Raw genomic sequence first — 26,425 nt, forward strand, 5'->3', positions numbered from 1 at the left:
AAAGGATAAGTTACATGAAATATTATCTTATTGCAGGTGAAGCATCAGGGGATTTACATGGCGCCAATCTTATGAAATCCATCCTCAAAAAAGACCCCGAAGCAGATATAAGGTTCTGGGGTGGTGATTTGATGCAAGCAGTCGGAGGAACCATAGTTGTTCACTATAAAGATCGAGCCTTTATGGGGTTTGTAGAAATTCTACAGAATCTTTTTAAAATACTTGGGTTAATTAAGCATTGTAAAAAGGATATCGAACAATATCAACCTGACGCCCTTATTTTTATTGATAACTCAGGTTTCAATCTGCGTATAGCAAAATGGGCAAAACCTAAAGGCTTTAATACGCATTATTATATCAGTCCTCAAATCTGGGCATCGAGAGCGGGACGCATAAAAACTATCAAAGCTACTATTGATAGAATGTATGTCGTTCTGCCATTTGTAAAAGATTTTTATGAAACTTATGAATATCCGGTAGAATTTGTTGGACATCCTCTTATTGATGCAATTTCTGATCATAAGCAGATCATGCCTGAAACCTTTAAGGAACAACATAACCTTGATGACCGTCCGATTATTTCTATACTTCCAGGAAGCAGAAAACAAGAAATAAAGAAAATGCTGGAGGTTATGCTCAGTGTAGTAGATGATTTTCCGGACTACCAATTTATTATTGCGGGAGCGCCAAGTCAGGATGCTTCGTTTTATGCTCCTTTTATCAAAAAAGAAGGTGTGCATCTGGTCATGAATCAAACTTATGATCTTTTAAGCCTCAGTAATGCTGCATTGGTAACATCTGGTACGGCCACACTGGAAACCGCACTTTTTAAAGTACCCGAAGTAGTTTGCTACAAGGGAAATTGGATTTCTTACCAAATTGCAAAAAGAATTATTAACTTGAAATATATTTCACTGGTGAATCTAATTATGGATAAGCCTGTGGTTACAGAATTAATTCAGAGCGATTTTAATACTAAAAAACTAAAAGAAGAATTAACTATTATTATAGATGATTATAAACGTGCAGTTATGTTTTTGGACTATTACGATCTAGAAAAAAAGCTAGGTGGCAAAGGTGCCAGCGATAAAACTGCCAGCCTAATTATAGAGACAATACAATAAATTCATCCCCAAAATGAAAAAAACACTTTTCCTACTAATTTCAATTGCTGCCATACTATACTCCTGTGGTAGTTCTAAAGGTAAGAATACCTCGTCTAGATCCAAAACTGGTAATGCCAGTTATGCATCATCTAGAAAAACACCAAAGAAAATCAAAAGCATTGTAAGCTATGCAAAAACTTTTAATGGTACTAGATATAAATATGGAGGAACCACTAAAAGAGGTATGGATTGCTCGGGGTTAGTATATACTTCTTTTAAAAAAGAGGAAGTCATTCTCCCAAGAACTTCCAAAGCGATGTCTACACAGGGTAAATCTATTTCCTTAAAAAAAGTATCCATAGGTGATTTATTATTTTTTAAAACTAATAAGCGTAAAAATGTGATTAATCATGTGGGGTTAGTCATTGATACCGGCAAAGGAATTAAATTCATACACGCCTCAACCTCAAAAGGAGTTACTATCTCCAGCCTTAACGAAAAGTATTGGAATAAGTGTTTTGCAGGAGTTAGGAGAATTTTGTAGAAGGGTCCCCTCTTCTCTTTTTTAATTATTTTTTCAAAGCCATTGTTAAATCGTTTTAAAAAACTTTAACTTTGAGATATCTTATTAAAAATTAGACTCATGGAATATCCATTAAATGCAGAAGCAGTAAAACAAGTTATTGATGCCAAAGTAAATGGGGAAGAATATGATGAGCAGCAGTTTATTTATTATCATCTAAATAGAAATCATTTTAACGTAAAAAAAGAAGTAACCACCTTAACTCATTATGTGAGTAATAAATATAGAGACAATAAAGGGAACCTCTGGGAGGAAGCTCCAAGGTATAAAAACTGGTATCATACCCCTGCATCAAGCTATTTTGGAAGCCTTATAGGTATGAAACCATATAGTAGAAAATTCCTTCGTCCGGATAATGAAACTGGTATTGGTGGAGAGTTTGAAATGATTATACGTCATGATGGAAAAAGAATTGATGCATTAACCCATGAAGGTTACCAGGAAACATATAATTTTGGAAGAACATCCAATTTTTCTTTACATAAACTTCTTGATGTAGATCCACATGGTCCAAACCCTGATTATACTGTCAAGATAGATACTGGAAAAGTAAATATTGTATCCCGAGAAATGAGGCAAACTCGAAGAGGAAGAAGACCTGTAAGATAAATGATTCCGAAACATTCCTTAAAGAAATGAATAGTTATAGTTCATGAGACTTCTTAACATTCCATTTCTTATTATTGTCGCTTCTACTTTACTTGGTATATTACTTGGTTATTATTTTCCAACCGAGATATATATTTTATTCATATCCTTTTTTAGTGCTATTATACTTTTAAGTATACTCTGGTATCGTTCTAAAAAAATATTCCGTAAAGGATTTTCCTTTAGTATGGCTACCATATTGATATTTATCACTTTTGGCGCTATTTTAGTTCAAATTCACAACCCTAAAAATGATGCCAATCATTATACCAATCTATTTACAAAGGAAAATCTTGTCAAAGAAAAAGGAATTCAATTTTACATTAAAGAAAGATTAAAACCTACTGCATACTATTACAAATATGTTGTTTCTATTATCATTATAGACTCCACTATTACTAAAGGCAATGTACTATTACAAATCCCTAAAGACAACACACAAAACATTCTGGATGTCGGAGGAATTTATACTTCATATACAAAATTAAGGCCTATCCCCCAACCACTAAATCCAGAACAATTCGATTATGCTAGATATCTGAGTACACAATATATATTCCATCAAATAACCATTACACCAGATAAACTTATAGATCATCATAATCCCAAAAAATCGATTTATAGACTTACAGATCAAATACGAAAACATATTAATTACAGGCTTTCGCAATATCCTTTTACATCAGAGCAACTAGCCATTATTAATGCTTTGATTCTTGGACAACGACAAGATCTCTCCCAGGAAACATTTAGCGAATATCGTGATGCAGGAGCAATTCACATCCTGGCTGTTTCAGGATTACACGTAGGAATTCTTTTGATCCTATTAAACATCTTGTTGAAACCTCTGTTGCGATTTAGAAAACATGGAAAGCTTATTATATTAATCCTCAGCATTATCCTGCTTTGGTGTTTTGCCTTTATGGCTGGATTATCATCTTCGGTACTCAGAGCAGTTACCATGTTTACTTTTGTTGCTATCGGGATGCATATCCGATCTAAAACCAGCACATACAATGCCTTGCTTATATCTATGTTTCTGTTGCTATGTTGGGATCCTTTACTTCTTTTTTCGGTTGGATTTCAATTGAGTTATTTAGCCGTATTTGCTATTATTTGGATACAACCTATTTTTGCAAAACGTTATGAGCCAAAAGGCTACATAGACAAGAAACTTTGGGATACATTTACTGTAACCATAGCTGCGCAGTTAGGAATATTACCATTATCCTTATTCTATTTTCATCAATTTCCGATATTATTCTTTATATCTAATTTGTTGATCATACCATTTTTAGGTGGTATTCTGGGGATTGGAATTATCGTTGTTATTGGGGCTACATTAGGATTATTACCCGATTTTTTAGCAATAACCTATGGTAGCATTATTGACACAATGAATACTATTGTAGGCTGGGTAGCCCATCAGAATAGTTTTATAATTACTAAAATCCCATTCTCCGGCATTTTACTTTTGCTTTTGTACTTTTTACTGATCACTTCGATGCTAGCGATTAAGAAATTTAGTTACCAAAGACTATATGAGATTGGCTTTGGTTTTGTACTATTGTTCTGTATTTTAATTTATGAGAAAAATCAATATAAAAAAACGGAAGAACTTATCATTTTTCATCATCAGCGCAATACCGCTTTAGGAGTTCTAGAAAACCAAAAACTGAATATCTATAGTAAAGACAGCATTCCTGATAAAACTAAAAACTTCTTATTTGATGAATATTGTATAACAAACAACGCTGAGTATACAACAACCCAACCCCTAAAGAATAGCTATCAATATAAAGAAAAAAATATCCTTATTATTGACAGCTCTGGTATCTACAACATTCCTAAACTAAAGCCTGATATTATTTTACTATCTAACTCTCCAAAAATACATCTGGATAGGGTTATCAATAGTTTACAACCTAAACAGATCATTGCCGATGGTAGTAATTATAAAAGTTTTATGCATCGATGGGAACTGACTTGCATACAAAAAAACATCCCTTTTCATCGCACTGATAAAAAGGGAGCATATATTTTAAAATAATAGTTATATACAAAACTTAAGCAGTAGTAACGCCAGAAAACTCTTCGTCTATATTTATCTTTGTAGCATCCGCCAGGTGATTATAAAAAACCCCCATCCCAGACATGGCGATCATCTCCATAATTTGTGGCTCACTATATCCTAATTTCATTAAGTGGTCAAAATCTTTCTGACTTGAGGATTTTGGGTCTTTAGACAATCGAACCGCATAGTCTATAGCGGCTTTCTCCATAGGATCCGCAGATTCAGGAAGAGTTGCGTTCTTTTTTAGAGATGCTATCTGCGCTTCTTCTCCACCTGCCATACTACAAAACACTTGATGTGCAATCTCACAGTACACACAATCTCTAGAAGATGAGATCGCAATCATAATCATTTCCTTTAGTTTACGATCCAATACTCCTTCTGTTAGAATATGTTGCATCACAGGGAATATACCTTTTAATGTATCCGGAACACTAGCCCATACCTTAAAAAAATTAGGAACAAAAGGCGCGTTTAGTTCTTCTTGTATCGTTGTAAACGTAGTTTCAACTTCTGGGGTCGTTTTAGCGTCATCAAGGATGGTAGATATCGTTTTCATGTAAACACAGGTTTTAAGTTGGATATTTAAAAATACTAAATGATCTTTTAATTACATAGTAAATCAAACCCGAATCTTATATTTATTATGTGAAAATATTCTGTGATAAGACCATTTCTTTAACTGATGTCACATTTTTTAGGACAAGACAATATCTTTACCTTCACTAGCAATGAGGCTGGCGGGAGCACCCAATCGGACACGGTAGGAGCAGCAGGGATACAAATCAATAGCCTGACTAGGGTGTTTTCCCTTTTATATCAGATATTTTGTTAAAAAGAATTTTTACCCAGATGTACTACACAAAAAAGCTGTTTTTCTATATGAAACATTTGACATTTATGTTATATCAAGAACTCATACCAATTAGCATCAGTAGATACTAAGACAACGTACAGATATAGCTCATAGGTCTCCTCTCCACCCAGAATTCCGCATGTACATATATTTGTCCTGAGATTATATGGCTTTACCGTCGAAACATCTCGGATAACACCAGCCCATTCTTTAAGGTCTTTAACTATTTAACCTGTAGTTGAAACACTATTTTTTGAGAGTCATTTCCCTCTGTATTAAAATTTAAATAATTGATTTTCAGTATTTTAATAACGATGAAAAATTATATTTTCTAAAAACTATTTTTCTAAAAACCATTTCTAATCTATATTTGACATCAACATCAATAACAGCATAGATTTGCTTTAGTTGATATTCCCTCACAATACAGTATCCCAAAAAATTAGTAATGCATCACAAAGATCACCCATCTATGGGGTAAGAAACAGATCACTGGCGCCAATAATTATTGTTTCTATATACGTGATCACAAACTAGTTTTTAGGATGAACTATCTTTTTTGAGTTCTCGCCTTGGGCGGGTTCTCAAAAAGAAGTTTCACTAACTGAATTTAGTATTCTTAAAACCACAACAACATGAAAAAGTTGAAACTACTAGCGCTTAGCGCTATAATTGCAGGATGTATTGTGTCTTGTCAGAAAGAAGATATTACCGTTGCAGAACCGCAGGAGGCAATCCAACAGCCTAGTAAGGCGCAATTGGATAAATTATTTAAAATGGGGGTTAATATTGACGATGTAAGCATCGAAGAAATTCCTTTGCCAGATGGAACCAAAGAGAAGTATCTCGTTTCAGGAGATATTACTTTACCAGTTAATGATTTGGATAAATATCTTGATCTGGGATCGTTAGAGGTTAATAGCAAGCAATACCGTTCTGATCATATCGTGGCACCACGATACAGAAACATTCGTATTCTAGGATGGACAGGTACAGGATATGAACTCACTCCAAGAATGAGAACCGCATTAATTTGGGCAGTAGCCAATTATAATGCATTGCCTAATACGCTTAATTTTACACTTACCTTTGGTACTAATCAATCACAAGCTGATATGGTAGTCTATCGAGTTCCGGGAGGTCCTGGAGGATCTGCAGGGTTTCCAACGGCTGATGGAAAGCCAAACAGGTATGTTCGTATCAATACCGGGCTTGATGTTCCTGCATACAGTCTTAATGTGATTGAGCATGTAATGGGACATGAAATTGGGCATTCTGTAGGGTTTAGACATCAGGATTGGTATAATCGTTGGAGCTGTGGTTATAACGGCCCTCTTCCTGCTGAACCCTCTGTTAACCCAGCAGCAATCTGGATACCTGGAACACCCTGGTCTCCATATGCAGATTCTATCATGCTAAGTTGTTTTACACCTAACGAAGATGGTGAGTTCACCAATTCTGACAAAGACGCACTGAATATATTATACTAACAATATATGTATTACACAAAAAGAAACTCCCTTTTCACGCAAATACTGAAAAGGGAGTCTTATGATTTATAGTTTCATGCTTTTAAAAAAAGTTGATAGCCTGTAGATCTTCTGCAACATATTCTACGTGTTCCACTTCATCCATAACATCTTTTATAATTTGATGGATCTCTGGGATTACTACTCGTGCTAATTTGGTAGGGCTATTAAAAAGAATACATATCCCTAAATCCTCATTAGGAAAAACAGCAACTTCACTTCTATAATTGTTCACATGTCCTCCATGATGTATCACAGTATTAAGCTCTCCTGAAAGATCATCTCTAAATTTATGAATACGCCATCCGTGTGCATAATGCGAGCTCACATAACCTGGCCAACGTTGATAATATTGCCTTCTACCTCCTACTTGGATTTGTGGGTTAAAAACTTCCTGTATTCCTTTAGCACTTAGCACTTCGGGATTATGACCTAATAAGAATTTCATCCACTTGGCCATATCAGTTGCACTGGCGTTCACTCCTCCTGCGGCAACGGCATTATAATACTTTTTATTAATAGGCAATGTTCTCCATCTGCCATATAATCGTTGATGAGGCATCGCTACATTATCTGATAACCCTAACTCTTCATAACTAGCAGATGCAGTACTCATCTGTAATGGATCAAAAATTCTTTCCTTGATCACTTCTCTCATCGGTTTTCCTGTAATTCGTTCAATAACTTCTCCACTTAGTGCAAAAGCAGCATTCTGATAGTTATAAATCGAACCCGGATTTTGTATTGGTAATACTTCTCTAAAACGTCCTGCTATAGTAGTTAGCGACAATCCATCTTCTACCAAGTTGGTAAAACTATGATACGGTAATCCCGAAGTATGAGATAGCACATTAGATATGGTAACATCTCCTGTTTGTTTTTTACTTGCTAACTGAAAATTAGGAATATGATCAATAATTTTATCTCCCCAATGTATCAATCCATCTTCTACATGGATACCTGTGAGTATACCACCAAATCCTTTAGATACTGACCCTATTCTAAATATGGTATTCTTATCAATCTGATCTTTCAACTTGGTATCCTTATTACCGAAACCATCTACATATATAATAGAGTCACATTTAACGATAGCAACGGAAGCTCCAACAATTTGATTTTTATCCAATGCTTTTTGAAAATACTTTTCTATAGCTTCTGCTAAAAGTATTTTATAAGGATCTGGCTTATGAATGGTTATCTCGGGTACAGTAGGTTGTTGTATCTGCTGTGGCATGCTAGCTATTGGTTCAGATTCAGAATGATTTGCAGATATAAAAGATATTAGCAAAACAAACAACAACATAGAGGGGACAGCTATGACTAGAAGTTTTCTCATAATTAAGTAACGATTCAAAACAGTATCTTAAACTTTGTCTATATAACAAATACATTTTCAAAGCAATACAGCTTTTGAATCAGATTTGGGTACTTATTTTTTGGTTTACGTAACAGTAACGCACATACGCTACATTAATTGTATGCTAATATAACAATTATAAGAAAAGACCTATAATTTTAAAGTAAATTCTCACAAATATTACCGATTAACCCTTAAAAATGTGATTTCAACCTAAATAAACATCTTAATTTTGCTAGGTTTATTTCCTTAATTTGATCCTATAGGAATTGGTGGAGGGCCTTCAGGTAGTATTGCTTTATATTGATAATCGCCTTTTCGCTCTTTGAATTCAATTTGGATATTTTGTATTAGCTTTTGATTTTCATAGAGGTCTACCATAGTCATTGACAAAGCCTTTGCGGCATGAACCATACCTTTATGACCTATCGACATTCCACCACAAGCTACTACAGCCCATGAATGCCAGGGTGTACCTTTTGGTGCAGTAGTCACTCCTAAACGTATTTCGGGAACCAGCCAACTTACATCCCCAACATCTGTGGATCCTCCTCCAGGATGTTCTTTGGTTTCTTCCATGGGTCGAACTTTGGCATCTATACCTTCTTTAGGCTTACCTGTGACTTCCTGAATGCCATGAGCAAAGGCAAGCTCTTTATCAGTATAGGTAATGTCACCCAGATATTCTAGATTCTTTTGCAGAGCTGCCCCTCCAGTTCGATTTACTAATACTTCGTGTAATCCCGATACCAATGAAATTTTATAATCTACATTAGCCATTATCGCAGCTCCCTCAGCCATTTTCTCAACTCGTTTCCAGACCTGCTGCATATCTTCTCTTTTGGTATCCCTTACCCTAACCCATAGTTTAGCATAATCCGGTACTACATTAACTACATCTCCTCCATGCTGAATGTGATAATGTATTCTCACACTTGGTTTGATATGTTCTCTTAAGTAATTGATTCCAGTAGTATACAATTCTAAAGCATCTACAGCACTACGCCCATTCCATGGATCACCAGCTGCATGCGCTGCTTGACCATTAAATTCTACTATGAAATCTACTAAAGCCAATCCACTCTGGACATTAGCCTTGATTTCATCACTAGGATGCCAGTCTAAACACACATCAAGATCATTAAACAACCCTTCGCGAGCCATAAATAATTTTCCGAAGAACTTCTCCTCTGCCGGAGTTCCATAGAATTTTATAGTTCCTTTTAACTTACCAGCAGCAATAAGATCTTTTATAGCTACTGCAGCTGCCAGGCTACCTACTCCAAATAAATTATGCCCACATCCATGGCCTCCTGCTCCTTTTTTTAAAGGTTCCTTAGCAGAGGTTGCCTTTTGTGAAATTCCCGGTAGAGCATCAAATTCTCCTAAGACTCCAATCACAGGTTTACCACTACCATAAGTTGCTACAAAAGCTGTTGGCATTCCCGCTACTGCCCTTTCTACAATAAAGCCTTGTGATTCTGCATAATCGGCTAATATTTTGGAAGATTCTTTTTCTTCGAAAGCCATTTCTGCCAGTGCCCAAATCTGATCACTCATGGTGATCATTTTTTCCTGTTGTTTTTCTACAGCAGCTATTACCGCTTTTTTATTGATACCAATTTTAGGTCTTTTCTGAGCGGTAAGACTAAGACTCATTAGAAAACTAATGAGTAAAATACTTGATCGTATCATAATTAAGAAGATTGTGAATTGTGTAGTTTGAAGATACTAAATAATTCTGGGTAACAAGAATAGTTGTCTATTTATTACCTTTTACCAAAACTAAAAACTCCCTTTTAATCAGATCATTAAAAGAGAGTTTCTATATTTTAAAAGATAATTAAGATTAATTTGAAAATGTGCCTACAAAAGATTTTTCATAGTCCTGCCAAGCTTCTGCTGTGGTTAGCTTTTTATAATCATTATTCTGAACCATTTTTAGATAAATCTCCAATTGTTTTGGAGTTTTAAAACCCACCACAGGAGTAATCAACTTACCATTTTCATCAAAAAAAACAAGACTAGGATATCCCGTAATTTTTAATGCGTTAGCAAAAAAGTGTTGACTGTTTCTACCTTTTCGGTTTGGATTATGATTAGGATTGGTATAGGTAAAATTATTATATCTAATCTCTTCTGTCCCTTCTGCATTAAACTTTACAGCATAGTAGTGTTTATTCACAAACTCCACCACGTCTTTATTATGAAAAGTTCTTTTATCCAACAATTTACATGGACCACACCAATCAGTATATACATCCATAAAAATCTTCTTTGGCTCCTTTTGCTGAGCTTCTAAAGCCTCATTCATTGTCATCCATTTGATCTCCTGTGCCTGGGCAAAAAAACACATCAGAAGTCCAAAAGTTAAAAGTAGGTTCTTCATTTTTTTAAGTTTTATCTATGAGTCGGAAACAAAAACCGTTCCTTATTTAAAATAACTTTACTCGTTTTGGGGAACGAGTAAAGTTATATATTATTTTATTTATCTAATACCATGCATCATTCTTAATAATGTTTTATTAAGAATTAACATTATAACTCCAGCTCCTGCAGGAATCACAGTAAACATTAAGAAGAAAATGCTCATTCCATATTCTTCTACAATAGGATCAATAAAACTACCTGTTACACCTGCCATTAAATTAGCGATAAAATTAGCTACAAACCAAATACCAAACATAAAACCAACAAGCTTAATAGGTGCTAATTTACTAACATACGATAAACCTACTGGTGATATACAAAGTTCACCCAACGTATGAAATAAATAGGCTAAAATTAAGAAAATCATGCTTACAGATGCAGTTTTAGCTCCTAATGGTATTCCCATAGAACCAAAAGCCAATATTCCAAAACCTAAACCTAAAAGCATTAATCCAATTGCAAACTTTACAGGACCTGTTGGATTATATTTACTTTGCCATATTTTAGAAAAAAGTGGCGCAAATGTTATAATAAAGAATGAATTCAGGATTCCGAACCAAGAAGCAGCTACCTCCGTTTTATCATCAGCAAACTCCCTTTGTAGCATCCATATCACAATTCCCCAGATAATTGCAAAACTTGTTCCCAATAAAATGTTTGATAAAGAGTACTTGCCAAATGTTTGTTTGAATAACAACATTAATACCCAAGTGATTATTAACATCGGCACTACAGTTAATACAGCATTAGAAATCTTAAAGATCATTGCGCCATCACCTTCAAGAACTCTGTTTGTATAATCTGAAGCAAAAATAGTCATAGAACCTCCTGCCTGCTCGAACGCCCACCAAAAAAATATTACAAAGAATGAGAAAACACCAATTACAATTAGTCTATCTCTGACTACTTTCGATTTTTTAGATTCATCAACCACCTCTTCAATCGCATCTTGAGCATCTTCTATAGAATCTTCTATTACATCATCCAAGTCTTCCATTTTCTTTGGCGAAAGACCAATTTTAGCAAATATTTTTTGTGCAAAATAGAATTGTAACATACCGAAGAACATAAAAATTCCTGCTAACCCAAATCCGTAGTGCCATCCAATTTTTTCTCCTATATATCCACATAAAAGAATTCCTAAGAAAGCCCCAGCATTAATACCCATATAAAATATAGTATACCCTGCATCTTTTTCCTTCCCCTGAGTTTTATATAATTGACCTACCATTGAAGAGATATTTGGTTTAAAAAGCCCATTACCTATAATCAATAATCCTAATCCAACAAAAAAGAAAAAGTCAGCGGTAACCTCAAACGCCATAGATGCATGTCCCAAAGTCATTAATAATGCTCCTAAAACCACAGCATTTCTATAACCCATTATTTTATCTGCAATCAAACCACCAAAAATTGGAGTAATATATACTAATCCAGTATACCATCCATAAAGCAATAAAGCATTATCTCGCTCCCATCCCCAGCCACCATCTACAATAGAAGCCACAAGAAATAAAACAAGCAAAGCACGCATTCCATAGTAAGAAAAACGTTCCCACATTTCTGTAAAAAAGAGAACAAAAAGCCCTGAAGGATGTCCTAAAACGGTTCTTTGGTTTATTTCTGAACCTCCAAATTTGAATTCCATATAAAAAAATTAAGTTAGTAAAATTTATAAAGTTGTTTAATTATAAGTTCTCTTTAATAAAGTTGGTCATCTTATTATACAGATGCAACCTTGTCTTACCACCATAAATCCCATGATTTTTGTCAGGGTATACTGCCCAATCAAAATCCTTATTGGCTTGCACTAATGCTTCTACCAATCGCATGGTATTCTGTACATGTACATTATCATCTGCACTACCATGAACTAAAAGAAACTTGCCTTTTAATCCGTTAACAAAATTGATCGGTGAATTATCATCATAACCTTTTGCATTCTCCTGTGGAGTCATCAAATATCGTTCAGTATATATGGTATCATAAAATCTCCAGCTCGTTACCGGAGCCACGGCAATTGCCATTTTAAAGGTATCCGGAGCTTTAAATAAGCAGTTACTAGACATAAAGCCTCCATAACTCCATCCCCAGATTCCGATTCTTGATGCATCAACATATTCTAAAGCTCCTAACTGTTTAGCAGCTGCAATCTGATCCTGAACTTCCAGATTACCTAAATCATTCTGTGTAGCTTTCTTAAACTTAGCACCTTTTAGCCCTGTTCCTTTACCATCTACACATGCCACAATATATCCCTGCTGAGCAAGCATCATATACCAGTAATCATTAGGATTATGCCACGAATTTCTAACCATCTGAGAGCCTGGTCCGGAATACTGATACATAAACAATGGATACTTTTTCTTGGGATCAAAATCTTTTGGCTTAATCATCCACATATTCAATGTTTCTCCATTAACTTCTATCGTAGAGAATTCTTTTGAACGAACATCATATTGCCCTAACTTATCAAGTATCGCCTTATTATTTTTGATTTCACGAACTACTTCTCCTGTTTCTGCTTTGTTTAATGTATACTCTCTTGGTGTAGTAGCACTTGAAAAATTATTTATGTATAGAGAAAAATCTGCACTAAACTCTGCAGTATTGAATCCTTCTTTAGTACTTAATCGTTTTTTATCCTTTCCATCAAGAGTAATAGAGTAAATATCACGATTGATATTTCCGTTCTCTACACCTTGATAGAATATTTTCTTATTCTTACTATCATACCCATAGTATGAGGTTACTTCCCAAGCCCCTTTAGTCACTTGATTTATGAACTCCCCTGTTTCCTTATAATGATACACATGGTTATATCCATCTTTTTCACTGGTCCAGATAAAACTATTATCATCTAAAAACGTTAAGTTATCTGTGATATCAATATAGGCTTCATCTTTTTCGTTAAGTACTACTTTAGGTGCTTTGGTCTTAGCATCCACAAAAATTAAATCCAGATTATTCTGATGACGGTTCATTACCTGTACACTCAAAACATCCGGATTAGTTGTCCATTTGATTCTAGGGATATAAAAATCTTTATAATCACCAAGTTTGATCTCATCCAAAGCCATTGCAGATAGATCTGCTACAAAAAGAGAAACCTTAGAATTCTTTTCTCCCGCTTTTGGATACTTAAATACTTCTTGTCGTTGATATAAATCCGTACCATATACATCCATTGAGAATTCAGGCACTTCTTTTTCATCAAAACGAATAAAAGCAATCTTATTGCTATCAGCGCTCCAGTCAAAAGCTCTTACAAAAGCAAATTCTTCTTCATATACCCAATCAGTAATTCCGTTAATGATTTCGTTTTTCTTTCCATCATCTGTAAGTTGCACTTCTTGTCCAGTGGTGAAATCCAACATATATAAGTTATTATCCAATACATAAGCCACCTTGTTCCCATTAGGAGATAGCATTGGTGATTGAATTTTTTTATCACTAATCTTAAAAATTGTTTGAGATGGTATATCAAAAATATGGTAGATTGCTCGTGTGGAACGGCGGAATATCTTTTCTACTTCGCTTGCCAACAGCACTCTATTCTCATCTTTACTAAAAGTATATGCCTGAAATGATTTTAAACCATCTAAATGGGAAGTGTTAACTAATGTATTTACTTTACTCCCGGTTGCATAATCATATACTTCTATGGTAGAATGCTCTCCTTGTTCTAAAACAGAATATTGTTTTCCGTTTTTCATAGAATGAAGCGACTGAAAACCTTCAGTTCTAAATGCTCCTCCCCATATTTCTTCTAAAGTAAATTGTTTATCCTGAGCATAGATCCCTACTCCTATGAAAAAGATAATTCCCAAAAACAATCTAGTTACCTTCATATATTTTAATTTTTCAAAAGTTAAACCTGCCTTTGCCAGCAGGCAGGTGAAATTCGCTAATACTCATACAAGTCTTTCAAACCCTAATTTCATAACTCATTTCGTGTAATTCTTATAAAATGTTAGCGCCAAGAATACTAAAAAATCTGCGAAAAATACAACAATTGATGTTAAATACCATAAAAACAGGAGTATGAAAACAATTATTTTTAACATATTAACAACAAAACATTAAAGAATCTAGAAATCAAAATGTTACTTCACTTTTACAGAAAGCAATGCATGATGTATATCACAAAACAGAATAGTATCTTTGAAGCGCATTAAATGAATTAACAAAATGGCTCCAATAGTTTCAGGGTTTTCTAAGCTTTCTAAGGATGATAAAATTAAGTGGTTAGCAGAACATCATTTTAGTAATGATAATAATGCTATCAGTATTTTAGAAACATATTGGAACTCGGACAAAAAATTACAGAGACTCCACGATGAGTTTACCGAGAATACTATCTCTAATTACTATTTACCATTTTCAGTTGCACCTAACTTCCTGATTAATGATAAACGATACACCATCCCGATGGCTATCGAAGAAAGTTCTGTAGTAGCTGCTGCCAGTAAAGCTGCAAAATTTTGGCAAAACAGAGGAGGATTTAAAGCCGAAGTATTATCAACCACCAAGATAGGACAGGTACATTTTACCTATAAAGGAGATTCTAAAAAACTAGAACAATTCTTTATTTCGGTTAAACCGAAATTCATTGAACAGGTAAAACATATCACCAAAAACATGGAGAAACGTGGTGGTGGTATTACCAATATTGAGTTACGAAATAAAACGGATGAAATCGAAGGGTACTATCAATTACATTGCAGTTTTGAAACGGTAGATGCCATGGGAGCGAATTTTATCAATTCGTGTTTAGAACAATTTGCAAAGACTTTGACAACTGAAGCAAAAGACTACGACTCCTTTTCTGATACTGAAAAGGAAATAGAGATCATTATGAGTATTCTATCTAACTATGTCCCTCAATGTTTAGTGAGTGCTTCAGTTTCTTGTAAAGTGGACGAATTACCTAATAGCGCTCAACTTTCGTCATTAGAATATGCGGAAAAATTTGTCAGGGCTATCCGTATCGCAGAAACAGAACCTTATCGTGCAGTAACACATAATAAAGGGATTATGAATGGTATTGATGCTGTAGTTTTGGCAACAGGAAATGATTTTAGAGCTATTGAAGCCGGCGCACATGCGTATGCATCAAAAAATGGAAGATATAGCAGTCTTACCCACGCAGATATCAAAGATGATATATTTACGTTCTCTATTGAAATTCCATTAGCATTAGGAACAGTTGGTGGGTTAACATCTTTACATCCATTAGTGAAATTGGCGTTACAACTTTTAGGCAAGCCTAATGCTAGAAAATTAATGGAAATTACTGCTGTCGCCGGACTTGCACAGAACTTTGCGGCAATTAATTCATTAATCACAACAGGAATTCAACAGGGGCATATGAAAATGCATCTGATGAATATTCTAAACCAATTTGATGCAACAGTCAACGAAAAGAAACAACTAATAGAATATTTCAAAACCAACACCGTTACTCATAGTGAGGTAGTCACTCAGATTGAGAAATTGAGACAATAATGCAAAAATCTTTCTATAGTCACGGTAAACTTTTACTCACTGCTGAGTATCTAGTATTAGACGGCACCAATGCACTTGCAATTCCTACTAAAAAAGGACAATGGTTGTTAATCGAAAAAAACGACTTAGATACCATTAATTGGAAAAGTTATGATGAACAAGGGAATTGTTGGTTTAAAACTAACTTCATTTTAGAAGATGGTATTCTTAAACAAGCTCAGGATCATGACAACAATGCCCTGAGTTCACCTGGCATAACAGAAACCTTAGTTTCAATTCTAAATGCTGCTAAAGAACTAAATCCTAATTTTTTAGCGGATCAAAAAGGATACAATATAGAGACCCGATTAGAGTTTCATCGCGAATGGGGGTTAGGCTCCTCATCTACCCTGATCAATAATATAGCCCAATGGGCTAAAGTCAATCCTTTTACATTATTAGAAAATAGCTTTGGAGGTAGCGGTTATGATATTGCTTGCGCTAAACATGATACACCTATATTATTTACACGTAGTGGCGATCAACCCATAATAAAAGAAGTTTCTTTTGACCCTCCTTTTAAGAAAAATATTTTTTTTATTTATTTAAATCAAAAGCAGGACAGTAAAGCCTCTATAAAACATTATCAATCTCTTCCTCTAAAAGAATATGATAAAGCCGAAGCTACAGCTAATGAAATTACTCAAAGTGTACTAAATTGTGAGACTCTTGATGAATTTGAGAAACTAATCAATCAACACGAAGAAATTATTTCTAAAATCATTAAAACACCTACTGTAAAATCAATTTTATTTTCTGATTATTCAGGCAGCATTAAAAGCCTTGGTGGGTGGGGAGGTGATTTTGTTTTAGCAACAGGCTCGTTATCCGATATGGAATATTTTAGAAAAAAGGGTTATGATACAATCATTCCATACAACGAAATGGCTTTATCATAAAGATTTTTTACCCTTAAAAGAAAAAAATAAATAAACGAAAAATATTTACTTAAAATTAATTGTAATTTTTCGTGATTTTTTAAATTTTATGTTGAGGAAGGTTCAATAATAGTTTAATTTTCATATTTAAAAAAGGTATTAAATATTTTAAGCTAAAAACATTAAAATCACCTTTTGAAATTTTCAAAAAAATTGTCCAAAATGAAAAAAAGAATTCTATTTACTACTGCCTTTCTATTATTTATAGTTCCGTTGGTTAATAGTCAAGTTATCTACAGTGATAACTTTAATGAAAACGTACTTACTGTAGAATCAACCTCTGCTTATTCCGCTTCATTATCTAATGACAATTTACTAATAAATGCCAATGGATCCGCTACTGCATATTCTGCTTTTTCTTATAACTTTCACAACAATGGCACCAATACTAGCACCAACGTTACGTCAACGCCAAAATTATATATAAAAGCAAAGGGCACGAGTAATCCTAATTTTAGAATTGATTTACAAGATGAAAATGATTTTGTTACTAACGCCAATAGTACATCGATACGGCTATCTAATGATTTTGAAATCTATGAATTAGATTATACCGGAAAGTTACAAGATGGAGGTTTTGGAGGAAGCACCTGTACTTCGGCAACCGCTCCTTGTCCTGTTGATTCCTCTGTTATAAATAGACTGGTATTCTTTGTTAACGATGCCCAAGGGGGATACTCAGGAACAATAGAAATCGACTGGATTTCTTTTGGAGAACCATTAGAAGCAATACCTCCTCCTTCTGCTTTTGATGTTCGTTATAATCAAGTGGTGTACTTAGTTGGAAGAGGTAAAACTATTAGTATTGCTGCAAACGGTAGTTTTAGTAACGAAGCATATACGATCCTAGATAATGCTGACAATGTGGTATTATCAGGAACTACTGGCACATCATCCTTATGGAGTGACTCTGGAGAACATATCGCTAACATAGATATTTCTGAGGTAAATACAGAAGGAACATATCGTTTTCAAATTGACTCAGAAGAAATTACTTTTAAAGTAAGTATTGATGGGTACGCAGACCTAAGAGAAGAAGCATTTAAATATTACTATTACAATCGTTCGTCTACAGCACTAGAATCAGCAAACGCAGGTGTATATGCTAGGCCAGCGGGAACTCCTGATAATATAGTCCTAGTACATTCGTCTGCAGCTAGTCCAGCGAGACCGACTGGAACAATTATTTCAGCACCCAAAGGTTGGTATGATGCAGGGGATTATAATAAATATGTAGTAAACAGTGGCATCAGCACATATACCTTATTAGCAGCTTTTGAACACTATCCAACAGAATGGGGAAGCTTACAATACAATATCCCTGAACAAGGTGGAGATCTTCCAGATATACTAGATGAAGTTTTATGGAACTTAGATTGGATGCTTAACATGCAAGATCCTAAAAGTGAAGGTGGTGATGGCGGAGTTTATCACAAATTGACTGCTAAAAACTTCTCGGGCAGAATCATGCCTGCTGCATATAATTTAGATAGATATGTAGTACAAAAATCTACCGCAGCCGCTTTAAATTTTGCAGCTGTAACAGCGGTTGCATCAAGAATATTTTCTGATTACGAAAGTGTTAGACCAGGATTTAGTGCTCAGCTAGAACAAGCTGCAAAAGATGCTTATGCTTGGGCAAAAGCTAATCCTGCAGTATACTATCAACAACCTTCAGATATAGGAACAGGTGTATACGGAGATAGTGATGTTACTGATGAATTTCGATGGGCAGCCGTTGAATTATTTATCACAACCAGAGAAAATACTTATCGAGATGATATTAATGTAAATTCCATCGGAGGCGGAACCCCAAGCTGGCCGTATAGTGATCCACTAGCATTAATTTCCATAGCTCAATATGCAACCAGTTTAGAGAGCTCTATTAATGTAACTACTGCCAATAACACCTTATTAGCTACAGCTGATCAACTAAAAGACCGAGTTAATTCTTCTCCTATGAAAATTACTATGGCCTCTAATGATTATAATTGGGGAAGTAATGGAGCAGTAGGCAACCAATTAATCTTACTGATAAGAGCATACGAGCTTACTAAAGATGAATCCTATTTGGATGCAGCTTATACAGCAATGGATTACATCTTCGGTAGAAACGGAACGGGTTACTCTTATGTAACCGGTTTTGGAGACAGACAAGTATTTGAACCTCATCACAGGATATCTGATGCAGATGGTATTTCTGCTCCGATACCAGGCATGATTGTAGGCGGGCCACAAAACGAAAACAATCCGGACACAGGAGATTGTACAGGCTCTGGGGTTAGTTTCCCATCGAATCTGCCAGCTTCAAAATATGTAGATCACTGGTGTTCTTATTCTACAAACGAGATCACCATTAACTGGAACGCTCCTTTGGTCTATGCAATGCATGCTTTAGATTTTTATCAAAAAAAAAACATCACTCTATCAGTAGATGATTTTGAACCTGTTTCTGAGTTATTTAAAGTATTTCCAAATCCAACGAGCAGGCTTTTAAATATTAAATTACCTAAAAATAATGCTAATGCTACATTGGAATTATATTCAATTCAAGGAAAAAAAATAATTGAAAAGCAGTTAAATAATGAAGAATCCAGCATCAATATCAGTAATTTAAACTCTGGTTTATATCTAATAAAAGTTTTTGGAGATAATAACACTTATACTTCCAAAATAATTAAAATATAGGGTCAATTATTTAAACAAAAAAACCTCAGCTTTAACAAAACTGAGGTTTTTTTTATATGTGATAGTTATCAAATATTTATAGTTCTAAAGCTTTAGTTACATTATTATCCATTAGTAATTCTACCGGATTTTCTAATGCTTCTTTTACCGCTACTAGGAATCCAACAGATTCTTTACCGTCGATTATTCTATGATCATAAGATAATGCTACATACATAATTGGCGCTACTACGATCTGACCATCTCTTACGATTGGACGTTCTACAATATTATGCATCCCTAAGATTGCACTCTGTGGTGGGTTTATGATAGGTGTCGATAACATACTACCAAAAACTCCTCCGTTAGTAATCGTAAACGTTCCTCCTGTCATCTCATCAACTGTAATCTGACCTTCTCTAGCCCTGATCGCTAAACGCTTTACTTCAGACTCTACTCCTCTAAAACTTAAGTTTTCTGCATTTCTGATTACCGGAACCATTAATCCTTTGGGTCCTGAAACAGCAATACTTATATCCTGAAAGTCATAAGAAAGCATTTCTTTTCCATCAATCATAGAATTTACAGCAGGGAATAGTTGTAATGCTCTTACACAGGCAAGAGTAAAGAAAGACATAAACCCAAGACTCACTCCATGTTTAGCTTTAAACGTTTCTTTATACTCACTACGAAGATCAAAAATAGGCTGCATATCTACTTCGTTAAATGTAGTCAGCATTGCAGTCTCATTTTTTACTGAAACTAAACGTTCTGCTACCTTACGACGAAGCATAGATAATTTAGTACGAGATTCTCCTCTACTTCCAAGTCCAGGAGTTCCCATAGACGGTTTTGCATCTATCGCATCCGCTTTAGTAATACGTCCATCACGACCAGTACCTTTTACCTGAGAAGCATCAATACCCTTCTCTGCCAGAACTTTTTTAGCAGCGGGAGAAGCTGTTCCTGTAGCATATGTTTCAGTTTTTGCTGGTGTAGGCGCCGGAGCCTCTACTTTTTTCTCCTCTACTTTAGGTGCTTCGGCAGCTGGAGCAGGTTTTGATTCTCCTCCTACAGGTTTTGCGGCATCTGTATCAATAAGACAAACTACTTGTCCTACAGCCACAGCATCACCTTCTTCTGCCATTAGCGTAATAACGCCACTTGCTTCAGCGGGTAATTCTAGTGTTGCCTTATCACTATCAACTTCGGCAATTGCCTGGTCTTTTTCTACATAATCTCCGGTTTCTACAAGCCATTGAGCAATTTCTACTTCTGTAATGGACTCTCCCGGTGATGGGACTTTCATTTCTAAAGCCATAATTCTGAATTTATATCCTTTTATATGATTTCCTTCGGAAACTTTTTAATCAATCGTTACTTACTAATTTATCTTCTTTGATTGTTTTTGGTTTTATCAAAAACATAATCAATTACTTCTTGATGCCTGCGCTTAGATCTGGTAGCACTACCTGCAGCAGGAGCACCATAAGGTCTTCTACTTGCAAATCTAAAGTTTTTTGCATCATCATAATGCATCAACATATGACTCAACGCTCCCATATTACGAGGTTCTTCCTGAGCCCAAACTACTTCATCAGCTTTATATTTCTTCACGAGCTTATCCATTTCAGTAGCCGGTAAAGGAAATAACTGTTCTAAACGCACTAATGCCACATCTTTTCTACCCAATTTTTCTTTTTCAGCTAAAAGATCATAGTAGAACTTACCTGTACAGAATACTAATGTTTTTACATCTTTTGCTTTAGCTTCTGGATCATCAATCACCGTTTGGAAACTTCCATCAGTAAAATCTTCTACTTTAGAAAGCACTTTTGGGTGACGTAATAAACTCTTAGGAGTAAATACTATTAGCGGTTTACGGTATTTAGCCTTCATCTGTCTACGCAACAAATGAAACATATTGGCTGGTGTAGTAACATCGGCAATAAACATATTATCCTTGGCGCATAGTTGTAGATATCTCTCCATTCTACCAGAAGAATGTTCTGCACCCTGTCCCTCATAACCATGTGGAAGTAACATCACTAAACCGTTCTGTAATTTCCATTTATCCTCTGCTGATGAAATATACTGGTCGATCATAATCTGAGCTCCATTACTAAAGTCTCCAAATTGTGCCTCCCATATTGTTAATGTATCAGGGCTTGCCATTGCATATCCATAGTCAAAACCTACTACCCCGTATTCTGAAAGTAATGAATTATAAATATAGAAATCTCCTTGATCTCCATTAAGATTGTTTAGCAACAATACCTCTTCTTCACTATCCTCTACCTTAACCACAGCGTGTCTATGTGAGAATGTTCCTCTTTCTACATCCTGACCACTCATGCGCACATCAAAACCTTCTTTCAGTAAAGAACCATAAGCTAATAATTCTCCCATAGCCCAATCTAATTGATCTGTTTCAAAAAACATTTTATGTCTTTGATCTATCAACCTTTCGATCTTACGCAAAAACTTTTTATCCGACGGTAGTTTTGTAATTACCTCAGCAATCTTGGTCAATTTATCTTTTGGGTAGGTGGTATCCACTACTTCCATCATCTCGTCTTCCTGTACTCTTTCAAAACCTGCCCATTCATCTTGCATAAATGGGGTAATGACAGTTTTCTCTACCTTTCGAGAATCTTCTAATTCTTCCTCTAATGAAGCTTTATATTCTTTTTCCAGTTTAGTTACATAATCCTTGTCAATAATACCTTCTGAAATCAATTTTTCGGCATAGATATCACGTGGATTTTGATGTTTTGCAATCGCTTTATATAATTTAGGTTGTGTAAAACGAGGCTCATCGCCTTCATTATGACCATATTTACGATATCCTAATAAATCAATAAACACGTCTCGCTTAAAAGTCATTCTAAAATCTAACGCAAAATTAGCCGCGTGTACTACTGCTTCTGCATCATCAGAATTCACATGCAATACAGGGGATAAAGTCACTTTACCTACATCTGTACAATAGGTAGAAGATCTGGCATCTAAATAATTAGTAGTAAACCCTATTTGATTGTTTACCACAATATGAATTGTTCCACCAGTTTTATAACCATCCAGCTTAGCCATTTGTACAATTTCATATACTAGACCTTGACCAGCCACCGCAGCATCCCCATGCACAACTATTGGTAATACTTCTGATGTATTTTCTTGATAGTGTCGATCTTGTTTCGCCCTCGTAATTCCTTCTACAACCGCACCAACAGTTTCTAAGTGAGATGGGTTTGGAGCAATATTCATGTTTATTGCTTTGCCAGAATCGGTTGTTCTTTTAGAAGTCCAACCCAAGTGATATTTTACATCTCCATCAAAAACAGCTTCTTCATAATCCTTACCGTCAAATTCACTAAAAATATCTTTTGGACTCTTTCCAAAAATATTAGTCAGCGTACTAAGACGTCCACGGTGAGCCATCCCCATTACAAATTCTTTTACTCCCAGATCAGCAGCTTTTTCTACCAAAGCATCCAACGCCGGAATTAAAGACTCTCCTCCTTCTAATGAAAATCGTTTCTGCCCAACATATTTAGTATGCAAAAAACTTTCGAAAGAGACTGCTTGATTTAGTTTTTTGAGAATGTGTTTCTTTTGATCGGCAGAAAACTTTGTTCTATTGGTATTAAAATTAACCCTGGCTTGTATCCATTCACGTTCTTCTGGATTACGGATATACATATATTCTATTCCAATAGAATCACAATATATCTTTTCTAGATGAACTACAATATTACTCAAAGTATTCGGGCCAATACCAATGATCTCTCCAGCACTAAACACGGTATTAAGATCTCCCTGACTTAACCCAAAGTTCTCTATAGCTAGTGTTGGAGTATATTTTCTTCGTTCTCTAACCGGATTGGTTTTGGTAAACAAATGACCTCGAGTTCTATAAGCATCAATCAATCTAACCACCTGAAATTCTTTCTGAACACTCTCAGGCACCACTACCGTACCTTCGGATTGTTCAACATATTCAGTTTCTGTTGATCCATTAGAACTTTCTACACCAAAATCAAAACCCTGAAAAAAAGCTCGCCAACTAGGCTCTACGCTATCCGGGCTTTGCAAATATTGATCATATAAATCTGCAAAAAATGCGGTATTAGCCGCATTCAAAAATGAATATTTATCCATATGTAAGTATTCAATCGTCCTTTTAATGACAAAACGCCACAAAAATACAACAATTACAATATATTAGACATTGAATTTTCTATATTTATGTAATAATTTTTTAGAATTTTAACAATGAAAGTATACACTCTTCAAAATAAGAAAATCGTAATTTTAGTCGCTTTTATTATGTTTTCCTTACTAAAAATAGAAGCACAAGAAGAAAATTTTTGGTCTCATGTAAGATTTGGAGGAAATATTGGAATTGGATTTTCTGGAAATACCTTTAGCGGAGTCATTGCACCTTCAGCCATCTATGATTTTAATAACCAATTCAGCATGGGATTAGGTGTTAATTTTGGGTATACTGATGGGCTTAATTTTACCGCTACCAATTATGGTGCAAGTATCATTACTTTATACAATCCTTTTCCTTCATTACAGTTATCTGCAGAATTCGAGGAAATGGGGGTGAATAGAACTATAGAGTTTGATAATGGTCCTGACATAGATGAAAACTATTGGTACCCTGCGTTATTTGTTGGAGCTGGATATCGAGTAGGTTTTGTAAGTGTCGGATTAAGATATGATGTACTCTACGATGAGGACAAAAGTATATATGCCAGCGCTTACGCTCCTTTTGTAAGAGTGTTCTTTTAAAAAAACATTGTTAACCCCATTTTGTATCACACTTTTATAGTTTGAAAATTCCCCAAAACCCTCGCCAACAGAAGGTTTCAACACTTCATTTATTCTATTTTTTATATATTTAAACTGTTATTACCCAAAGATCTATGTTATGAGACCCCTTATTTTACTAATCTTATTTTGTAACTTAATTGCTTGTTCGGGTTCTAAAGAAACAACTTCTACTTCACAAAAATACAACCGCAAGGCAGCCAAATTAGTTACTATAAAAAATGCTCCACCAGGTATAATAGATAATTCTCCAAAAACTTTAACAAGAGTCAATGAGGTTCTTGAGAAACACACTAAATTTTCTTTAAATGATATTGCCAGGTCCGAGGTTATAAAAACAAAAACCGGTTATTGGTGGAGATTTCTTAATACGAGAACAGGAGAACGTTTTATTGTCACAACTGATCCAAGTTTTAATACCGTAAATATTCAGAAAAAATCTAGAAATAGATCTTAGTATAGGATTATGGATTCATATTGTTTCTATACCATACTTTTTGCCACTCTCGTTTCAAAATTAGATATGTGGCGTACTCAGCTATATCCTGAATATCTTCTAGATTGCCTTTCCTGACTTCGTTTTCAGAAACATCAACGGCATACAAAAAACTCACATACTCATTAAAACTGTATTGCAACTTCTCGACAAGAAGACTCTGTATTTCCCTAAAGAGGTCTTTTGGCTTTGAATTCTTTATATTATAATCAATTCCTGAGCGATTCAAATCTTTCTGAATTTGTAATAAAAACTGTGGATACAGATCTGATCCAGATAGCTTATCTACGAATTTTTGGATTGATACAAGATTATACTCTTTAGACACTTCTATTCATTAAGTTTTCTCCAAACAATTTTAGCAATTGTTTCTTTTCATCAGCAATTGATAACTCATCCAATACTGCAAAAGCTTCTTCTGTATATTTTTCAATTTCTGATCGGGTTCGATCTTTGGCTCCTGTACTTTCAAAAAGGCTTTTCACCGTATGTATCTTTTCTGTTGGATCTTCCGGACTTAAAGAAAATAATCCTTCCAGCTGCTTTTGTTCGTCTTTAGAAGCATATTCTAACGCTTTAAGATATAAAAAAGTCTTTTTATTCTCTATAATATCTCCTCCTACTTGTTTTCCAAAAGTTTCAGGATTACCAAAAGCATCCAAATAATCATCCTGAAGCTGAAACGCTAATCCTAACAACCTCCCAAAATCATAGATTGACTCTCTACAATTTTCAGATGCTTCGGCAATAATAGCACCCATTTGCATAGCCGCACCAACCAAAACCGCCGTTTTATATTCTATCATTTTTAGGTACTCAGGGATGGTGACATCGTCTCTTGTTTCAAAATCAATATCGTATTGCTGTCCTTCACATACTTCTATAGCAGTCTTGGTAAACAATTTTGCTAGTTCCCTAAAAGTATCTCCTTCGTAACTTTCGAAGAGTTGATATGCATTGATCAACATAGCATCCCCAGAGAGAATACCAGTATTAATATCCCATCTTTCATGAACGGTTTCTTTACCTCTACGCAAGGGTGCATCATCCATAATATCATCATGAATTAAAGAAAAGTTATGAAAAACTTCAATTGCTAAAGCTGCATCTAATGCTTTTTCATACGAACTTCCAAAAATCTCTGATGCCATTAACACTAGAGTAGGTCTTAACCTTTTTCCTCCTAGGTTGAGGATATATGAAATGGGTTCATATAAGTTTTTAGGTTCTTTTGTTTTGTTTTTTTGGGAAAGATATTCTAAAAAATAACCCTGATAGTCAGAAATTGTGTGCACAATAATTTTTTTTGTGCTAAAGTAAAACAAAAATCACAAAGCTTATCTTAAAAACAT

The 26,425-nt window shown here is 34.9% G+C and carries 20 protein-coding genes; 10 read left to right on the forward strand and 10 right to left on the reverse strand.

The annotated features are described in order from the left end of the window. Window positions 1-14 precede the first annotated feature (14 nt). The 4 genes from lpxB to J8M14_RS01915 all read left to right on the forward strand — a co-directional run bounded on the left by lpxB (window position 15) and on the right by J8M14_RS01915 (window position 4,387). Window positions 15-1,124 (forward strand): lipid-A-disaccharide synthase, encoded by a 1,110-nt coding sequence (lpxB, locus tag J8M14_RS01900; RefSeq protein WP_211072647.1) that lies wholly within the window; start codon window positions 15-17, stop codon window positions 1,122-1,124. Between the two features lie 13 nt (window positions 1,125-1,137). Beyond that, on the forward strand, window positions 1,138-1,650 hold the full coding sequence (locus tag J8M14_RS01905; protein ID WP_211072648.1) for a C40 family peptidase: 513 nt from the start codon (window positions 1,138-1,140) through the stop codon (window positions 1,648-1,650). Window positions 1,651-1,749: 99 nt separating this feature from the next. After that, window positions 1,750-2,298 carry a hypothetical protein gene (locus tag J8M14_RS01910; RefSeq protein ID WP_211072649.1) on the forward strand — a complete coding sequence of 183 codons (549 nt, stop codon included), beginning with the start codon at window positions 1,750-1,752 and terminating at the stop codon, window positions 2,296-2,298. A 43-nt stretch (window positions 2,299-2,341) separates the two neighbouring features. Continuing rightward, entirely contained in the window at window positions 2,342-4,387 is a 2,046-nt protein-coding gene (locus J8M14_RS01915; RefSeq protein ID WP_211072650.1) for a ComEC/Rec2 family competence protein, read from the forward strand. A 16-nt stretch (window positions 4,388-4,403) separates the two neighbouring features. Here the strand turns inward: J8M14_RS01915 and J8M14_RS01920 are convergent, their stop codons facing one another. Further along, window positions 4,404-4,970, reverse strand: a complete 567-nt coding sequence (locus J8M14_RS01920; protein ID WP_211072651.1) for a peroxidase-related enzyme — start codon at window positions 4,968-4,970, stop codon at window positions 4,404-4,406. Window positions 4,971-5,902: 932 nt separating this feature from the next. Between J8M14_RS01920 and J8M14_RS01925 the strand changes: the two genes are divergently transcribed. After that, window positions 5,903-6,757 carry a M57 family metalloprotease gene (locus J8M14_RS01925; protein ID WP_211072652.1) on the forward strand — a complete coding sequence of 285 codons (855 nt, stop codon included), beginning with the start codon at window positions 5,903-5,905 and terminating at the stop codon, window positions 6,755-6,757. A gap of 82 nt (window positions 6,758-6,839) precedes the next feature. On the opposite strand, the gene J8M14_RS01930 is transcribed toward J8M14_RS01925, so the two are convergent. From J8M14_RS01930 to J8M14_RS01950, 5 genes are all read right to left on the reverse strand, one after another. Further along, the gene (locus J8M14_RS01930; protein WP_211072653.1) at window positions 6,840-8,135 is read right to left on the reverse strand and encodes a serine hydrolase domain-containing protein; all 1,296 of its coding nucleotides are present in this window, start codon (window positions 8,133-8,135) and stop codon (window positions 6,840-6,842) included. A 270-nt stretch (window positions 8,136-8,405) separates the two neighbouring features. After that, complete coding sequence (locus J8M14_RS01935) at window positions 8,406-9,851, reverse strand: amidohydrolase (RefSeq protein ID WP_211072654.1); 1,446 nt, start codon at window positions 9,849-9,851, stop codon at window positions 8,406-8,408. Window positions 9,852-10,005: 154 nt separating this feature from the next. Then, window positions 10,006-10,545, reverse strand: coding sequence for a thioredoxin fold domain-containing protein (locus J8M14_RS01940; protein WP_211072655.1), 540 nt, complete (start codon window positions 10,543-10,545; stop codon window positions 10,006-10,008). Window positions 10,546-10,644: 99 nt separating this feature from the next. Next, on the reverse strand, window positions 10,645-12,234 hold the full coding sequence (locus tag J8M14_RS01945) for a peptide MFS transporter (RefSeq protein WP_211072656.1): 1,590 nt from the start codon (window positions 12,232-12,234) through the stop codon (window positions 10,645-10,647). 40 nt (window positions 12,235-12,274) lie between these two features. Next, the gene (locus J8M14_RS01950) at window positions 12,275-14,437 is read right to left on the reverse strand and encodes a S9 family peptidase (protein WP_211072657.1); all 2,163 of its coding nucleotides are present in this window, start codon (window positions 14,435-14,437) and stop codon (window positions 12,275-12,277) included. A 340-nt stretch (window positions 14,438-14,777) separates the two neighbouring features. Here J8M14_RS01950 and J8M14_RS01955 point away from each other — a divergent pair, with 340 nt between their 5' ends. The 3 genes from J8M14_RS01955 (at window position 14,778) to J8M14_RS01965 (ending at window position 19,759) form a co-directional block, all read left to right on the forward strand. Further along, window positions 14,778-16,094 carry a hydroxymethylglutaryl-CoA reductase, degradative gene (locus tag J8M14_RS01955; protein ID WP_211072658.1) on the forward strand — a complete coding sequence of 439 codons (1,317 nt, stop codon included), beginning with the start codon at window positions 14,778-14,780 and terminating at the stop codon, window positions 16,092-16,094. Continuing rightward, on the forward strand, window positions 16,094-17,032 hold the full coding sequence (locus J8M14_RS01960; RefSeq protein ID WP_211072659.1) for a GYDIA family GHMP kinase: 939 nt from the start codon (window positions 16,094-16,096) through the stop codon (window positions 17,030-17,032). The genes J8M14_RS01955 and J8M14_RS01960 overlap by 1 nt, the downstream gene beginning before the upstream one ends. 201 nt (window positions 17,033-17,233) lie before the next feature. After that, entirely contained in the window at window positions 17,234-19,759 is a 2,526-nt protein-coding gene (locus J8M14_RS01965; RefSeq protein WP_211072660.1) for a glycoside hydrolase family 9 protein, read from the forward strand. 76 nt (window positions 19,760-19,835) lie between these two features. On the opposite strand, the gene odhB is transcribed toward J8M14_RS01965, so the two are convergent. Both odhB and J8M14_RS01975 read right to left on the reverse strand, forming a co-directional pair. After that, entirely contained in the window at window positions 19,836-21,059 is a 1,224-nt protein-coding gene (gene odhB, locus J8M14_RS01970; RefSeq protein WP_211072661.1) for a 2-oxoglutarate dehydrogenase complex dihydrolipoyllysine-residue succinyltransferase, read from the reverse strand. 68 nt (window positions 21,060-21,127) lie between these two features. Then, window positions 21,128-23,899, reverse strand: coding sequence for a 2-oxoglutarate dehydrogenase E1 component (locus tag J8M14_RS01975; RefSeq protein ID WP_211072662.1), 2,772 nt, complete (start codon window positions 23,897-23,899; stop codon window positions 21,128-21,130). 114 nt (window positions 23,900-24,013) lie between these two features. Here J8M14_RS01975 and J8M14_RS01980 point away from each other — a divergent pair, with 114 nt between their 5' ends. Together J8M14_RS01980 and J8M14_RS01985 are read left to right on the forward strand one after the other, a co-directional pair. Continuing rightward, on the forward strand, window positions 24,014-24,538 hold the full coding sequence (locus J8M14_RS01980; protein WP_211072663.1) for an alpha-ketoglutarate decarboxylase: 525 nt from the start codon (window positions 24,014-24,016) through the stop codon (window positions 24,536-24,538). A 139-nt stretch (window positions 24,539-24,677) separates the two neighbouring features. Next, window positions 24,678-25,034: a hypothetical protein gene (locus tag J8M14_RS01985; RefSeq protein WP_211072664.1), complete on the forward strand. Its 357-nt coding sequence runs from the start codon at window positions 24,678-24,680 to the stop codon at window positions 25,032-25,034. Between the two features lie 7 nt (window positions 25,035-25,041). On the opposite strand, the gene J8M14_RS01990 is transcribed toward J8M14_RS01985, so the two are convergent. Together J8M14_RS01990 and J8M14_RS01995 are read right to left on the reverse strand one after the other, a co-directional pair. Beyond that, window positions 25,042-25,401, reverse strand: coding sequence for a hypothetical protein (locus J8M14_RS01990; RefSeq protein WP_211072665.1), 360 nt, complete (start codon window positions 25,399-25,401; stop codon window positions 25,042-25,044). Further along, the gene (locus J8M14_RS01995; protein WP_211072666.1) at window positions 25,394-26,368 is read right to left on the reverse strand and encodes a polyprenyl synthetase family protein; all 975 of its coding nucleotides are present in this window, start codon (window positions 26,366-26,368) and stop codon (window positions 25,394-25,396) included. Before J8M14_RS01995 ends, J8M14_RS01990 begins: the two co-directional genes overlap by 8 nt. Between the last annotated feature and the right edge of the window lie 57 nt (window positions 26,369-26,425).

The sequence above is a fragment of the Aquimarina sp. MMG016 genome, assembly GCF_018100805.1.
In the GTDB taxonomy this organism is placed as follows: domain Bacteria; phylum Bacteroidota; class Bacteroidia; order Flavobacteriales; family Flavobacteriaceae; genus Aquimarina.

What these genes read in the sequence shown, in the direction of transcription:
- J8M14_RS01975 (WP_211072662.1), bottom strand. Translation starts at nt 23,899, where the DNA reads ATGGATAAATATTCATTTTTGAATGCGGCTAATACCGCATTTTTTGCA.
- J8M14_RS01955 (WP_211072658.1), top strand. Translation starts at nt 14,778, where the DNA reads ATGGCTCCAATAGTTTCAGGGTTTTCTAAGCTTTCTAAGGATGATAAA.
- J8M14_RS01980 (WP_211072663.1), top strand. Translation starts at nt 24,014, where the DNA reads ATGAAAGTATACACTCTTCAAAATAAGAAAATCGTAATTTTAGTCGCT.
- J8M14_RS01985 (WP_211072664.1), top strand. Translation starts at nt 24,678, where the DNA reads ATGAGACCCCTTATTTTACTAATCTTATTTTGTAACTTAATTGCTTGT.
- J8M14_RS01905 (WP_211072648.1), top strand. Translation starts at nt 1,138, where the DNA reads ATGAAAAAAACACTTTTCCTACTAATTTCAATTGCTGCCATACTATAC.
- J8M14_RS01945 (WP_211072656.1), bottom strand. Translation starts at nt 12,234, where the DNA reads ATGGAATTCAAATTTGGAGGTTCAGAAATAAACCAAAGAACCGTTTTA.
- J8M14_RS01935 (WP_211072654.1), bottom strand. Translation starts at nt 9,851, where the DNA reads ATGATACGATCAAGTATTTTACTCATTAGTTTTCTAATGAGTCTTAGT.
- J8M14_RS01915 (WP_211072650.1), top strand. Translation starts at nt 2,342, where the DNA reads ATGAGACTTCTTAACATTCCATTTCTTATTATTGTCGCTTCTACTTTA.
- J8M14_RS01940 (WP_211072655.1), bottom strand. Translation starts at nt 10,545, where the DNA reads ATGAAGAACCTACTTTTAACTTTTGGACTTCTGATGTGTTTTTTTGCC.
- odhB (WP_211072661.1), bottom strand. Translation starts at nt 21,059, where the DNA reads ATGGCTTTAGAAATGAAAGTCCCATCACCGGGAGAGTCCATTACAGAA.
- J8M14_RS01930 (WP_211072653.1), bottom strand. Translation starts at nt 8,135, where the DNA reads ATGAGAAAACTTCTAGTCATAGCTGTCCCCTCTATGTTGTTGTTTGTT.
- J8M14_RS01925 (WP_211072652.1), top strand. Translation starts at nt 5,903, where the DNA reads ATGAAAAAGTTGAAACTACTAGCGCTTAGCGCTATAATTGCAGGATGT.
- lpxB (WP_211072647.1), top strand. Translation starts at nt 15, where the DNA reads ATGAAATATTATCTTATTGCAGGTGAAGCATCAGGGGATTTACATGGC.
- J8M14_RS01950 (WP_211072657.1), bottom strand. Translation starts at nt 14,437, where the DNA reads ATGAAGGTAACTAGATTGTTTTTGGGAATTATCTTTTTCATAGGAGTA.
- J8M14_RS01910 (WP_211072649.1), top strand. Translation starts at nt 1,750, where the DNA reads ATGGAATATCCATTAAATGCAGAAGCAGTAAAACAAGTTATTGATGCC.
- J8M14_RS01965 (WP_211072660.1), top strand. Translation starts at nt 17,234, where the DNA reads ATGAAAAAAAGAATTCTATTTACTACTGCCTTTCTATTATTTATAGTT.
- J8M14_RS01920 (WP_211072651.1), bottom strand. Translation starts at nt 4,970, where the DNA reads ATGAAAACGATATCTACCATCCTTGATGACGCTAAAACGACCCCAGAA.
- J8M14_RS01960 (WP_211072659.1), top strand. Translation starts at nt 16,094, where the DNA reads ATGCAAAAATCTTTCTATAGTCACGGTAAACTTTTACTCACTGCTGAG.